Raw genomic sequence first — 12,384 nt, forward strand, 5'->3', positions numbered from 1 at the left:
AAGGATGATTCCCATGCCAGCACAACGAAAGTACCCAAACGAGTTGCGTGAGCGCGCAACGCGGATGGCCATTGATGCAAGGAAAGACCCTGCGACCAGGACCGGCGCCTTCCGCCGGATAGGTGAGCAGCTCGGGGTGAATCCCGAGGCGCTGCGGACCTGGGTGAGCCGGGCCGAGATCGACGAGGGCCTGCGGCCGGGAACGACAACGGCGGACACGGACCGGATCACCGAACTCGAGCGTGAGGTCCGCGAGCTGCGCCGGGCGAACACGATCCTGAAGCAGGCCTCGGCTTTCTTCGCGGCGGAGCTCGACCGCCCGTCGAGGTGATGTGCGCCTTCGTGGACAAACACCGCGATGAACACGGGGTCGAGCCGATCTGTAAGGCGCTGCAGATCGCCCCGAGCGCGTACTACGCCCGCCGTTCCCGGCCGGAGTCCGCCAGAGCAGTCAGCGACCGCGAGTTGGGGGAAAAGATCGAGAGCGTCCACGCTCAAAACTACGGCGTCTACGGAGTCCGGAAGATCCACAAGGAGCTGCACCGGCAGGACATCCCGGCGGCGCGCTGCACCGTCGAGCGGCTGATGCGCCAGAAGGGCCTGCGCGGGATCTCGCGGTCCAAGGGGCCGCGCACCACGAAGCCAGCACCGGAGACCGGCAGGCCCGCGGACCTGGTCGAGCGCCGGTTCCAGGCCACGGCGCCAAACCGGCTGTGGGTCGCAGACATCACGTATGTCCGCACGTTCGCCGGCTGGGTCTACGCGGCGTTTATCATCGACGTCTTCTCCCGCAGAGTCGTCGGCTGGCAGGTGGCCACCAGCCTCTACACCGATCTGGCACTGGACGCTTTGGAAATGGGCATCTGGGCCAGGACCCGGGACGGCGCCGACCTTACCGGGCTCGTGCACCATTCCGACCGCGGAGTCCAGTACCGTGCGATCCGCTACACCCAGCGGCTGGAAGAAGCAGACGCTGTGGCCTCCGTTGGGTCCAAGGGCGATAGCTATGACAATGCCCTCGCCGAGGCGTTCAACTCACTGTTCAAGGCCGAACTTGTCCGCAACAAGGGCCCATGGCGGGACATCAGCCACCTCGAGGTCGCCGTGGCTGAGTACGTAGATTGGTTCAACCACCGGCGTCTCCACGGCGAGATCGGCCATGTCCCGCCAGTCGAATACGAGCAGCTCCACGCAATCCACCCGGCCCCGGAACTGCTCTCAATTTCCAACTAAAAACGCCTCCACAAAACCCGGGGCTTGACAGTTTATGGTGGTGGAGACCCTGCACGCGCACGGCCTGACGCGGTTCCTGGCCGGCGTCGCGGGTTCCGGCGAAACCCTGCCGGCACTGCTGCAACTCGCGGGCCTGGGGGCCGGGGCGGCGAATGCAGTGAACAACCTGCCGGCGTACCTTGCGCTGGAGCCGGTGGGCGACTCGCCGGTGCGGCTCGCGGCCCTGCTGATCGGGGTGAACCTCGGCCCTTTGGTCACCCCGTGGGCATCGCTGGCCACCCTGCTCTGGCACGAACGGCTCCGCACACTTAACGTCGAGGTCCGCTGGGGCGGGTTCGCGGTCGCCGGCCTTGCCGCCGTCGTCCTTACCGTGCCACTGGCGGTGGTGGCGCTGTGGCTCACCGCGGGGATGCGCTGACCGGGCCAGGGCCCGTACCCTCGCTGTCAGGCGTTCGTGGAATCATGGTCAGATGACCATCGCAGAGGTGCCCGCCGGCGTTGCCGCCGCGGCGGACGCCTCACTGCGCTGGCACCCGGGCGCCCCTTTCGACCTGTCCCAGACCCTGGGCACACTCCTGCGCGGGCACGGCGACCCGTCCATCCGCACAGCACCGGACGGACTCTGGCTGGGATTCACGACGCCGGCGGGCCCGGCCACACTCCGCCTTACTGCCGCCGGGCCCCGGGCGGACCCGGCCATCGACGTCCAGGCGTGGGGGCCCGGCGCGTGCGCCGCCGCCGAGTCCGTGCCCCGGATGCTGGGCCGCGATGACGACTGGTCAGGCTTCGACGAGCCTTCCTTCCACGCTACGCTCCCCCGGATGGTGGTCGAGGCACGCCGCCGGAACCACACTGTGCGGCTGCCCGCCACGGGCCGCATGATCGATTCCCTCGTGCCGACCATTCTGGAGCAAAAGGTCACCGTCATTGAGGCCCGGCGCGGCTACCGGTACCTGGTATACCGCTTCGGAACGCCGGCACCGGGGGCCGGCACCGTCGCCCCCGGCAATCTGATGATCCAGCCCACCGCTGAGCAGTGGCTGCGCATCCCGTCCTGGGAGTGGCACCAGGCGGGGGTGGGACCACAGCGGTCGGCAACCATCATGCGGGCGCTGCGCTCCGCCGCCGCGCTGGAACGGCTCGCCGGAGTCCCGGCCGCGGAGGCGTCCGCGAAGCTGCAGACTTTGCCCGGCATCGGGGTGTGGACCGCGGCTGAGGTGGTCCAGCGCACCCATGGGTGCCCGGACTCCATCGCCGTAGGCGACTACCACCTCGCGGCCTATGTGGGCGCGGCACTCACGGGCCGCCGCACGGACGACGCCGGGATGCTCCGGCTGCTGGCCCCGTGGACCGGCCACCGCCAGCGCGTGGTCCGGATGATCGGCCTCAGCGGCTACCGGAAACCCACGTTCGGCCCGCGGATGACCATCCAGGACCACCGCACCCACTAGCCCCACCACAACGCGGGGTCAAAGCCCCAGCCGGGCCACCGCCTCCTGCCGCATGTCCACCTTGCGGATCTTGCCGGAGACGGTCATGGGAAAACTTTCGCGCACGTCCACATAGCGGGGAATTTTGTAGTGCGAGAGCTTGCCGCGGCAGTACTCGGCCAGGCTCGCGGCATCCAGCCGGGCCGCGCCGGCCTTCAGGATGATGCAGGCCATCAGTTCCTCACCGTACTTGGCGTCCGGCACCCCAATGACCTGCACGTCCTGGATGTCCGGGTGGGTGTAGAGGAATTCCTCAATCTCGCGGGGATAGACGTTCTCACCCCCGCGGATCACCATGTCCTTGATCCGGCCCTCGATCACGATGTAGCCGTCTTCGTCCATCCGGGCCAGGTCCCCGGTGTGCATCCAGTGCCCGGCGTCAATAGCCTCTGCGGTTTTGTCGGGTTGGTTCCAGTAACCCTTCATGACGGAGTAGCCGCGCGTGCACAACTCGCCGATTTCCCCGCGCTGCAGCACCTCGCCGGTCATCGGGTCCACGATCTGGCTTTCCAGGTGCGGCATGGTCCGGCCGACGGTCTGCGTCCGCTGGGCCATGGTGTCGACGCTGCGGGTCATGGTGGACACCGGCGAGGTCTCCGTCATCCCGTAACAGATGGCCACATCGCGCATGTTCATCTCCGAGATGACCCGGTTCATCACCTCGATGGGGCACAGCGATCCCGCCATGACCCCGGTGCGCAGGGTGGACAGGTCGTAGGAGGAAAAATCCGGCAGGGCGAGTTCGGCGATGAACATGGTGGGCACGCCGTAGAGGGACGTCCCGCCAAAATCCTGCACCGCTTCCAGCGCTGCGGCGGGCGTGAACCCCCGGCCCGGAATAATGGTGGCACAGCCGTGGCTCAGCGCGGCAAGGTTGCCAATCACCATGCCGAAGCAATGGTAAAACGGCACGGGAAGCACCACACGGTCGTGCTCGGTGTAGTCCAGCAGCTCACCGATGGAGTAGCCGTTATTCAGGATGTTGTAGTGCGAGAGCGTGGCGCCCTTGGGAAAACCGGTGGTGCCCGAGGTGTACTGCAGGTTGATGGCGTCGTGGGGATCCAGCTCGGCCATGCGCGCCTTCAACGCGGAGTGGGCAACGTCGTCGGCCCGTGTGAGCAGCTCCGCGAACGTCCGCTCCGCCGGCGTTTCGGGGACGCCGGCGGTGAGCGCCGGCAGGCCGGCGCCGGGCAGGAAAACGAGTTCGCGCAGGTCGGGACACCCGGCCAGCGCCTGCCGGGCCATGCCGGTGTAGTCGTTGTTACGGTCCGAAGGTGCCGAGACCAGCATCCGCATGCCGTTCTGCCTGACCACGAACTCCAGTTCATGGCTGCGGTACGCGGGATTGACGTTGACCAGGATCGCGCCCACCTTGGCCGTCGCGTACTGCAGCATGGTCCATTCTGCGCAGTTCGGGCTCCAGATGCCGATCCGCTCGCCCTTGGCTACGCCCAGGGCCAGCAACGCCCGCGCCACCCTGTCGACGTCGTCGTTGAGCTTGGTGTAGCTCCAGCGCCGCGCCTCTTCCCCCGGCACCGCCGCGGCCTCGATCAGGGCGTCCTGGTACGGGTACCTGGCCACAATCCGTTCGAAGTTATCGCCGATGGTTTCCTCGAGCAGCGGAACGTCAGTGTCCCCGGCTGTGTATGCAAGCATGCTGGAACGCTACCAATACTCGGCCGGCAAAAGAAGACCAAAGCTTGGATGTCCTACAAAATCGTCGGGATATGAAGCCGCGGGCCGGTAGGGTGAAAACCATGAGCACACCCATCGACCTCCAGGCCACCTTCATCCCCAACGACGGCGAGTTCTTCCGTGTGAAGCTCGCACTGGAGATCGCGATTGAGGAGGTAGTCAACGAACCCGGCTGCATCCGCTATGAACTTACCGAGGCCAGCGAGGACAAACTGGTGCTCACCGAGCAGTGGGCGTCCCAGGAGGACCTGGACAAGCACTCGAAAGGCACCGCGGTGCAGGACCTCAATGAATCACTCAGCGCGCTGCTTGCCGAGCCGGTCAAGCTCGTGAAGCTCTAAACCCCCGGAGCCGGTGAGCCCGGGCGCCTAGACCTCGGGGATCTGGCTGCCGTCCTGCTTGTTAGTCGCCGCGGCGGCTTCGGCCTGGGACCTGGCCACGTGCGCGTGGACTTCCTCCATGTCCAACGCTTTGACGGCGTCGACAACCTGCTCGAGCTGCTGGGCGTTCAGGGCGCCCGGCTGGGAGAAGACCAGCACCTTCTCGCGGAAAGCCATCAGGGTGGGGATGGAAGTGATGCCCGCCTCAGCGGCGAGCTGCTGCTCGGCCTCGGTATCCACCTTGGTGAAAACGACGTCCTGGTGCTTCTCGGAAACTGCGGCGTAAGTGGGTCCGAACTGCTTGCACGGGCCACACCATTCAGCCCAGAAATCGACGAGGACAATGTCGTTGTCCTCGACAGTTGATGCGAACTGTTCACCTGTAATGTTTACGGTTGCCATGTGTCCACGGTACGCGAGCAGCCGGGGCTTGTCCCCCGCATTTCGCTGTTGGCATGTCCTGTGACGGCCTAGGCCCAGACGTGGGGGGCGGGGCGCCGCGCCCCGGGAAGGGCATTGGTTTCGCGCCATTCGTGGATCCAGGCGGGAAGATCCAGGTCCGCCGGCGGCGCTCCGAACTCGCGGATGATGTCCTCCTGGCTGACCGGCTTGCCTTTGCTGACCATACGCGTGGCAATGAAGGCCCGGGCGTAAATTTCCCCGTCAACCACCATGCGCTGCTCGAAGTAGATCGCCTTCTCATCGAGTCCGATAATTTTCGTTTCGATGGTGTACCGCTGCCACAATTGCAGCGAGCGGCGGAAGGCGATGGTTTCCCCGGCCGCCACGGGGCTCCATCCGCGGCGGCGCATGGCCTTCCACGTTCCGCTGCGGGCCATCAGGTCAAACCGGCCCAGGTCCATCAGCGAAAAGTACATCCCGTTATTGACGTGCATCGCGATGTCGATGTCGGTGGGGAGAACCTTTAGGGGCAAGGACGCGGTGTCCCAAATGCCCAATGCCGGGCGGCGGGAAGACGTAAAGAGCAGCAGGAGGGTGCGCAGGAGCAGGTGCATGGCCACCATGTTACCCGTGGGTAACAATGCTGCCAAGGAGCGGGCCGGGGCCGTGCGCCCGTATTAGGCTGTGCGAATGGAAACGGACCTGACCGTAAGGGCGGCCGTGGCGGATGACGCCGCGGCCATTGCCCGGGTGCACCTCCAGGCCTGGCGCGAAAGCTACGCCCACCTCCTGCCGGCCGCTGCCTTGGCGGCCCTGCGCCAGGGTCCGCGGGAAGCCAGATGGAGCCAAATCATCGCCACTGCCGACTCAGACATCTGGGTGGCCTGCGCCGGGACTGACATCATCGGTTGGGCCAGCGCCGGAACGGGACGCGACGACGACGCACCGCGCCCCAGGGAGTTGAATGGAATCTACGTGCTGGCCAGTCATTACGGCTCGGGGGCAGGACAGCTGCTCCTGGACGCAGCGGTGGGTGACGGCGGCGCCTACCTCTGGATTGCGCAGGACAACCCCCGCGCTTTCGCCTTCTACCGGCGCAACGGCTTTGCCCTTGACGGGTCGACCGCCGAGCATGAGCTGGCCGGCACGCCGGTCCCGATTCAGCGGATGGTGCGCTGAACGGGGCACTGCGCCCGACGTCGGCCGGCGTCGGGCCCGCCGTGCCCGGCCGGGAGGGTCACGCCAAAATGCGTTGGAAGAGGATGTGGTCCTGCCAGGACCCGGCGATGTTGAGGTAGGACCGCGCCACGCCGATCTCCGAAAAGCCGGAGCGCCGGAGGACTTTCTGCGAAGCGCCATTGTGCAGAAGCGTCGCAGCCTGCAGCCGGTGCAGTCCCAGATCGTTGCGCGCCGCGGCGACGGCGAATTCGACGGCCGCGGATCCGATGCCTCGGCCGGTGTAATCCTTGTCCACCCAGTACCCGAGGTGGGCACTGAGAAACGGCCCGCGGACGATCCCACTGAGGGTCATCAGCCCCACAATCGCATCGCCGTCCGTCAGGACCCAGGGAACATCGGACCCCGCGATGAACAGGGCCAGCTTGGACTGCACGCTCATCATCTGACCATCGACGGTGTAGAACTCTTCTGCCCGCAGCGGCTCCCACGGCGCCAAGTGTTCCCGGTTGCGCCGATACGCGGCGCTCATGGCGTCCGCGTCGGACACCCGCAGTACCCGCACCCGGACGCTGCCGGCCAGGACCGGGCCGCTGGAAGGCGGAAGCTCAGGTTTCGTCATCGTCATCATCATCGTCCTCGTCATCGTCCTCGCTTGAGTCGGTTCCCCGCACGGTCACGCTTGCGACGCCGTGCAAGTCCATAAGCGGGAGGACAAGGTTGCGCAGCGGATGGCGTCCGAAAAACCGCACCTCCATCGATACCATCGGTTTCTGCTCGTCGCCGGTTCGCCGGGTGCGCAGGATGGAGGAGCTGAACCCCATGGTGGTGGCGATTTCGAGGATCTGCCGCAACACCCCCTGGCCGTCGGCATAGTCGATGTGCATGACACGGTTCCTGTCCACGGACGGTATCCTGCGCACCGCGGGGGCAATGATGAACAACGTGATGAGGTGGAAGATGGTCAACACAACACCCAGGGACACCATGCCGGCTCCGCAGGCCATGCCCACCGCCGCGGATACCCAGATGGTGGCGGCCGTCGTGAGGCCCCGCACCACGTCCCGGCCTTTGAAGATGACGCCGGCGCCCAGGAAACCGATCCCGCTCACAATCTGGGCCGCGATGCGGGATGGATCCAGGACGGCTCCGGGCTCCCGTACGAATGCAAAGCCGTAGGCGGAGACCAACGTGAAGGCACACGAGCCGAGTCCCACCAGCACGTGCGTCCGGTAGCCCGCACTCTTTTGCCGGACTTGGCGCTCGATGCCGATCAGCGAACACAACACAAACGTCGCCAGCAGGAGTCCGGCTTCCACCAGGCTTGTGTCCGTGAAGAATGCGAACATGCTGTCCCCTTCCTCAACCCTCGCAGCAGCGGACCGGCCGAGGATCACGATCCGGAATCACTGTCCCCGGTGCTGACTCTAGCAAGAGGAGGTCAGCGCTCTCCGGACTCCTTTTCCGGCCCCCCGCCTGCTTGGCCGCCGGCCTCATCGTCAGGCGTTTGGTCGGGAGCTTCCCTGGGACTGTCGACGCTGTAGGGCGCCCGGGGCGCCCCGGAGTGCAGCTCATCCAGGCGCTCGTTCAGGGCGTGGGCGAGAATGTCCCGCTGGAGGGCCGGCAGGGCGATGGCCCCGTGAATGTATGCTTCGACCTCGAACTGTCCGGCATGGCCGCCCAGCGTAAAATATCTCAGCCAGAGCTCTTCGATGCTGACGTCGGCGTGCCGCAGCGAGTCGGCAAACCGCCGCCGTTGCTCGCTCTCTTCGCCGCCCAGGGCCATGCCGTCGTCCTGCGCTCAGTCTTCGAAGGCCTTGGCCGCAGCCGTCAGTTCGGCCGCGACCAAGGCCAGAGGCTTGCCCGTCTGCCGCGAGATCATCATCAGTTCCCGGAGGGCCACTTCATCGTTGGTTCCGTTCCGGGCCATCAGCAGGCCTTTGGCCATGCTGATCGCGTCCCTCTGCGCCAAGGAATCCTGCAGGCGGTCACTCAGTGTCCGGGCAGCCTCGCGGGCGAGGGAGTGGACCACGAAGAGTGTCGCTTGTTGAGCGAAGAGTTCGGCGAGCCGGACCGTGCCATGGCCGGCGAGGTGTCCGCCGTCCGCGTAGACCTTCACGACCCCCAGCGCCAGCCCTCCGGACACCAGGGGGCAACTCACCGAGGACGAAATGCCAAGCGCCGCCGCTGCGGGCGCCCAACGCGACCAGCGCTGGTCGGAAGCGAGATGTTCCACCAGGACCGTCTCCCCGCTCGCCCACGCCGTAACACAGGGGCCTTCCTCCAGTTCGTACTGGAGCCCGTCCGCGGTGGCCACAACAGCGTCGGACGCTGCCGCCGTCGCGGGCTGCCCGGAGCGGTCCATAAGGGTTACTCCGGCACCGATCGCACCGGGGATCGACGCCGTCGCGGCGTCCGTAATGAGCCGGAGCGCCTGGGCCACCGTCTCTTCGGTCAGCAGCAGCTTCGAGGCCCGGGCGAACACAGCGGTGACCTCGTCGGCCAGCGGCAGTTCCACGCTCATGTCCACCTCGGAAGTCCAGTACCAGCGCAATGCCTGCCGGCGCACATCGCCGCAGGATCCAAGCATACGGCGGCCTGGCGGGGCGCCTGTATTCACCGGCCCCCGCACAGCGTAGTGTCGCGGGGAGTGACTGCCGGCTCTCACCGGGTCAAGGCGCGCTATTTGGGTTGCGGGCGACCAAGAGTCCCCAGCCGCTGAGCCTTCGTGTCACACATGCCTGGGCGTTCGTAGGATTGAGGCCGGCATGGTTTCCGGTACCGGCACATCTCCAACATCCGAGCAACTGCAGGACCTCCTCCTGGAGAGTCCGGGCTTCGCTGAGTTCCTCCTTGGGCTAACCACGCTTTCGGCGACGGTCCGTGCCTCATTGCCCTCCGGCAGGGCATCACTGTGCTGGTTCCCGATGTGGCGGATACCGTCCGGTGGGAACACTACGCCACCACAGTCTCCGGCGAGGGCATCGTTTCGGTCCTGGCCGTACCGATCGCTACGGGCCCAGGGGCGGCCGCGGCACTGAATTGTTACGCACGCTCGAAGGGCATCTTTGACCCCGCCACAGTGACAGGGGTGGAGCGCCATGCCGCGTCGATCTCGCGGATCCTGCGGCTGGCCCTCAGGGTCCACCCACCGGAAATCTACCCCGGGCATCTCCGCTCCGCCTTGAAGTCCCGGGCTATCGTGGACGCCGCCGTCGCCCTGATCATGGTCCAGAACAGGTGCAGCAGGGACCGGGCCATGGAGCGGCTGCACGTGGCGGCCAGGGCAACGGACACCACGGTCCACTCCATAGCCGCCGACATTCTGCAGGGGCGTCCCTCCCGCCAGCCGATGCCCCGCCATAAGATGGAAGAAGCGGCCGCCTTGTCAGTACGCGGCGGAAATTTGGGGGCAGGCATGCAGGATGACCACGCCATATCAGCAGCACGGCCGAAGGTAGCTACCGACGGCACGCTGCTGGATCTAGTGCTGGAAAGCACCGACGCCGACTCCGGGGTGCAGGACTTCCTCGCCGCGCTGGCCAGCCTCGCGGCCAAGGAAATGTCCCAGCCGAAACGCAAGGTGACGTGTGGAATTACCCTCACCCGGCCAAAGCAGCCGTCCCTGGACTCGGGGAGCACCGGAGCCGGATCCGCCAGCATCCTCCAGGGCCTCCTGGTCCTCGACGGTGGTGACTCCGCCGCCGTCCGCCTCTTTTCGGTGCCCGCCGCGGCCTTTGCCCCGGATGAGGTGGCGCAGGCCCGGCAGTTCTTCGCTGACGCTTCCCGGGCGCTTCGCTTGGCCTTGAGGTTTTCCCGGCTCAGGGAATCCCGGGGCGACATCGCCGCCGCCATGCAGTCCAGGACCCCCATCGATTTGGCCATCGGAGCCATCATGGCCCAGAACCGCTGCACCCGGGAGGCCGCCTTCAAGATTCTGCGGAACACCTCCAACAACCGGAACCGGAAGATCCGCGACGTCGCGGCCGCTGTCGTGGCGTCCATCGCCGGCGATACCGACATCACGGCTCGGTTCGAGGCGTGACGTCCAGCAAAAGCGGGGAAGATCCAGCGGGGGATCCCTACGGGCTGGATCGGTTCGTGACCGCGCAGAACTCGGGCGGAACCTACCGGCGCGCCCTCAAGGAGCTCCGGGGCGGGTTGAAGCGCACCCACTGGATGTGGTTTGTGTTCCCGCAGATCGCAGGGCTGGGCCAGAGCGCCACGGCGAGGAAATATGCCGTGGCGTCGCTGGATGAGGCCAAGGCGTTTCTGCAGCATCCGGTGCTGGGTCCCCGGCTGCTCGAATGCGCCCGGGCGGTGGCGGGTGTTAAGGGGCGCACGGCGGAACAGATCTTCGGCGGCGTCGATGAGCGGAAGCTGCACTCGTCGATGACTCTCTTTCTACGGGCGGACTCCGGCGAGCGCGTGTTCCAGGAGGTCCTGGCAGAATACTTCGACGGGCTCCCTGATGCGGGCACCGACCGGCTCCTTGGTGCCGCCTAGGGCGTCCCGCTGCTTCTTCCGTCCCACCGTCCTTCCGCCGGGGCCGGACAGGGCTACTCCCCCGGTGCCGCCAGCGCCGTGATCATCCGTTCCATGCGTGCGACGCCGGCGTAGCGCCCGGCGTTGTCCGTCACCAACAGGGGCTCGAACCGGCTGGAAGAGGTCCGCGTCATGGACCGGGCCAATGCCTCGTTCAGCGGTGTGTCAAGGTTCACGCGCATCCCCTGGCTCACCATTCCCAGCCCGGCAGCTGCAGGGCTCAGCACCGAAATCGGCCGGAGTTGATCCCCGATCAGAACCACCAACTGAAGTTCCGGGTTTTCCGCGAAGACGTCCGCGGCGAGCGCGGCAGTGGTGGCAGTCGTGGCGGATTCGAGGACATCGCGAATCACCCCCTTGTGGGTCACCGGCGGCTTCGAGGCGAGGCGGTGTGCCACGTCCAGGTCGATGCCCGCCCAGTCCGGGGCCGGTCTGGCAAGGCAATAGCCCTGAACCAGGGGCACCCCCAGGGACACCAGGGTGTCCAGTTCCTCCAGCCGTTCCACTCCCTCGGCCAGGATCCATGCGTCGACCCGGCCTGCGAAGGTTCCCAGCATCTCAATCAGGGCGCGCTTCGCTTCATCGCGGTCGACGTCCTGGATCAGTTCGCGGTCAATCTTGATCAGCGAAGGACGCAGCGCCAGAAGGTGCCGCAACCCCGCATAGCCAGCGCCGGCGTCGTCGACGGCGATCAGCGCACCGGCCGCGCGCAACTGGTTCAGGTCCGGCTCCAGCCCCACGTAGGAATCGATGGGCGTCTGTTCGGTGAGTTCGACGACAAGGCCGCCGAGGTTCCCCTGGTCCCGCCAGACGCTTCGGATTTCCTCAGTGGTCAGCAGTTCGGGAGAGACGTTGAGGGTCAGGAAGCAGTTCGGCGGCAGGGTGGAGCGGGCCGCGAGCGCAGTCCGCAGCGCCGCCGATTCCAGCTGCGCGGATTTCCCGTGGGCACGGGCGGCCGAGAACCACACCTCGGGGTTCTTTTCGGTGAAGCCCGGGAAACGGGCGAGCGCTTCGTACCCCACCACAGTCCCGCGTGACGTATCAACAATCGGCTGATACGCGGCGGCCAGCCCGTCTCCGCGGCAGGCGGCTGCCAGCAGTTCTTCCCAGTCCGGCCCAGGCGCGGCACCGGGCCCGTCACCGGACGACGGGCCGCCTGCCGCGGGACCGCTCAACTCACCGGAACGATTGCTCGGTGGACCGACTGGACGAGTTCATCCGGCAGGTTCACCAGGCCGTGCGTGGATGCGGCATGCGCGGCAACGTTGACGAGGATTTCATCTTCGGTGCTGCAAACCCATCGGGCTTCACAACCGGGTACTACGTCTCCACAGGCAAACGATTTCACTAAGGCTCCTTAGATTCGACGGTGAACGGCACCAGACTACTGCCTGGCTGGCGGGGACACGGCGACATTCACCTGTCCGCTGGCCGGCGCTTAGGTAATCACTTCTGCGTGGTGG

Annotated in this window: 15 protein-coding genes, 1 pseudogene and 1 other annotated feature; of the genes and pseudogenes, 7 read left to right on the forward strand and 9 right to left on the reverse strand. The window is 66.4% G+C overall.

Annotation, left to right across the window (positions count from 1 at the left end; all coding sequences use genetic code 11):
* Positions 1 to 13 precede the first annotated feature (13 nt).
* From VUN84_14290 to VUN84_14300, 3 genes and pseudogenes are all read left to right on the forward strand, one after another.
* A protein-coding gene (locus tag VUN84_14290) for an IS3 family transposase (protein ID XAS63453.1) occupies positions 14 to 1,233 on the forward strand; the annotation gives its coding sequence in 2 pieces (ribosomal slippage) (positions 14 to 293 and positions 293 to 1,233; 1,221 coding nt in all).
* Positions 292 to 405, forward strand: a sequence feature (AL1L pseudoknot). (Overlaps the previous gene by 114 nt.)
* A gap of 15 nt (positions 1,234 to 1,248) precedes the next feature.
* A pseudogene (locus tag VUN84_14295) lies at positions 1,249 to 1,651 on the forward strand (ArsB/NhaD family transporter).
* Between the two features lie 52 nt (positions 1,652 to 1,703).
* A complete protein-coding gene (locus VUN84_14300; protein XAS63454.1) occupies positions 1,704 to 2,684 on the forward strand; it encodes a 3-methyladenine DNA glycosylase in 981 nt (326 codons plus the stop codon).
* An 18-nt stretch (positions 2,685 to 2,702) separates the two neighbouring features.
* Here the strand turns inward: VUN84_14300 and VUN84_14305 are convergent, their stop codons facing one another.
* Positions 2,703 to 4,379: an AMP-binding protein gene (locus VUN84_14305; GenBank protein ID XAS63455.1), complete on the reverse strand. Its 1,677-nt coding sequence runs from the start codon at positions 4,377 to 4,379 to the stop codon at positions 2,703 to 2,705.
* A 101-nt stretch (positions 4,380 to 4,480) separates the two neighbouring features.
* Here VUN84_14305 and VUN84_14310 point away from each other — a divergent pair, with 101 nt between their 5' ends.
* Complete coding sequence (locus tag VUN84_14310; GenBank protein ID XAS63456.1) at positions 4,481 to 4,759, forward strand: putative quinol monooxygenase; 279 nt, start codon at positions 4,481 to 4,483, stop codon at positions 4,757 to 4,759.
* A 27-nt stretch (positions 4,760 to 4,786) separates the two neighbouring features.
* Here VUN84_14310 and trxA read toward each other — a convergent pair whose 3' ends face one another.
* Both trxA and VUN84_14320 read right to left on the reverse strand, forming a co-directional pair.
* A complete protein-coding gene (gene trxA / locus VUN84_14315) occupies positions 4,787 to 5,200 on the reverse strand; it encodes a thioredoxin (GenBank protein XAS63457.1) in 414 nt (137 codons plus the stop codon).
* A 68-nt stretch (positions 5,201 to 5,268) separates the two neighbouring features.
* On the reverse strand, positions 5,269 to 5,814 hold the full coding sequence (locus tag VUN84_14320) for an acyl-CoA thioesterase (GenBank protein XAS65870.1): 546 nt from the start codon (positions 5,812 to 5,814) through the stop codon (positions 5,269 to 5,271).
* Between the two features lie 76 nt (positions 5,815 to 5,890).
* Here VUN84_14320 and VUN84_14325 point away from each other — a divergent pair, with 76 nt between their 5' ends.
* Complete coding sequence (locus VUN84_14325) at positions 5,891 to 6,379, forward strand: GNAT family N-acetyltransferase (protein XAS63458.1); 489 nt, start codon at positions 5,891 to 5,893, stop codon at positions 6,377 to 6,379.
* A gap of 58 nt (positions 6,380 to 6,437) precedes the next feature.
* Here the strand turns inward: VUN84_14325 and VUN84_14330 are convergent, their stop codons facing one another.
* The 4 genes from VUN84_14330 to VUN84_14345 form a co-directional block, all read right to left on the reverse strand.
* Entirely contained in the window at positions 6,438 to 6,998 is a 561-nt protein-coding gene (locus VUN84_14330) for a GNAT family N-acetyltransferase (GenBank protein ID XAS63459.1), read from the reverse strand.
* Entirely contained in the window at positions 6,985 to 7,725 is a 741-nt protein-coding gene (locus tag VUN84_14335; GenBank protein ID XAS63460.1) for an MgtC/SapB family protein, read from the reverse strand. Before VUN84_14335 ends, VUN84_14330 begins: the two co-directional genes overlap by 14 nt.
* 92 nt (positions 7,726 to 7,817) lie before the next feature.
* The gene (locus VUN84_14340) at positions 7,818 to 8,162 is read right to left on the reverse strand and encodes a hypothetical protein (protein XAS63461.1); all 345 of its coding nucleotides are present in this window, start codon (positions 8,160 to 8,162) and stop codon (positions 7,818 to 7,820) included.
* A 15-nt stretch (positions 8,163 to 8,177) separates the two neighbouring features.
* Complete coding sequence (locus tag VUN84_14345; GenBank protein XAS63462.1) at positions 8,178 to 8,966, reverse strand: GAF and ANTAR domain-containing protein; 789 nt, start codon at positions 8,964 to 8,966, stop codon at positions 8,178 to 8,180.
* A 324-nt stretch (positions 8,967 to 9,290) separates the two neighbouring features.
* Here VUN84_14345 and VUN84_14350 point away from each other — a divergent pair, with 324 nt between their 5' ends.
* Positions 9,291 to 10,421: an ANTAR domain-containing protein gene (locus VUN84_14350; protein XAS63463.1), complete on the forward strand. Its 1,131-nt coding sequence runs from the start codon at positions 9,291 to 9,293 to the stop codon at positions 10,419 to 10,421.
* On the forward strand, positions 10,418 to 10,882 hold the full coding sequence (locus VUN84_14355) for a DUF1810 domain-containing protein (protein XAS63464.1): 465 nt from the start codon (positions 10,418 to 10,420) through the stop codon (positions 10,880 to 10,882). The genes VUN84_14350 and VUN84_14355 overlap by 4 nt, the downstream gene beginning before the upstream one ends.
* 53 nt (positions 10,883 to 10,935) lie before the next feature.
* Here the strand turns inward: VUN84_14355 and VUN84_14360 are convergent, their stop codons facing one another.
* Positions 10,936 to 12,096, reverse strand: a complete 1,161-nt coding sequence (locus tag VUN84_14360) for an EAL domain-containing protein (protein ID XAS63465.1) — start codon at positions 12,094 to 12,096, stop codon at positions 10,936 to 10,938.
* Entirely contained in the window at positions 12,093 to 12,269 is a 177-nt protein-coding gene (locus VUN84_14365) for a DUF1059 domain-containing protein (protein ID XAS63466.1), read from the reverse strand. Before VUN84_14365 ends, VUN84_14360 begins: the two co-directional genes overlap by 4 nt.
* Between the last annotated feature and the right edge of the window lie 115 nt (positions 12,270 to 12,384).

This window comes from Micrococcaceae bacterium Sec5.8, from assembly GCA_039636775.1.
Classification (GTDB): Bacteria; Actinomycetota; Actinomycetes; order Actinomycetales; family Micrococcaceae; genus Arthrobacter.

Bases quoted from the DNA above. Each gene is read 5' to 3' on its own strand.
- VUN84_14320 (XAS65870.1), bottom strand. From the start codon at position 5,814: ATGCACCTGCTCCTGCGCACCCTCCTGCTGCTCTTTACGTCTTCCCGC.
- VUN84_14345 (XAS63462.1), bottom strand. From the start codon at position 8,966: ATGCTTGGATCCTGCGGCGATGTGCGCCGGCAGGCATTGCGCTGGTAC.
- VUN84_14325 (XAS63458.1), top strand. From the start codon at position 5,891: ATGGAAACGGACCTGACCGTAAGGGCGGCCGTGGCGGATGACGCCGCG.
- VUN84_14340 (XAS63461.1), bottom strand. From the start codon at position 8,162: ATGGCCCTGGGCGGCGAAGAGAGCGAGCAACGGCGGCGGTTTGCCGAC.
- VUN84_14305 (XAS63455.1), bottom strand. From the start codon at position 4,379: ATGCTTGCATACACAGCCGGGGACACTGACGTTCCGCTGCTCGAGGAA.
- VUN84_14330 (XAS63459.1), bottom strand. From the start codon at position 6,998: ATGACGAAACCTGAGCTTCCGCCTTCCAGCGGCCCGGTCCTGGCCGGC.
- VUN84_14335 (XAS63460.1), bottom strand. From the start codon at position 7,725: ATGTTCGCATTCTTCACGGACACAAGCCTGGTGGAAGCCGGACTCCTG.
- trxA (XAS63457.1), bottom strand. From the start codon at position 5,200: ATGGCAACCGTAAACATTACAGGTGAACAGTTCGCATCAACTGTCGAG.
- VUN84_14310 (XAS63456.1), top strand. From the start codon at position 4,481: ATGAGCACACCCATCGACCTCCAGGCCACCTTCATCCCCAACGACGGC.
- VUN84_14300 (XAS63454.1), top strand. From the start codon at position 1,704: ATGACCATCGCAGAGGTGCCCGCCGGCGTTGCCGCCGCGGCGGACGCC.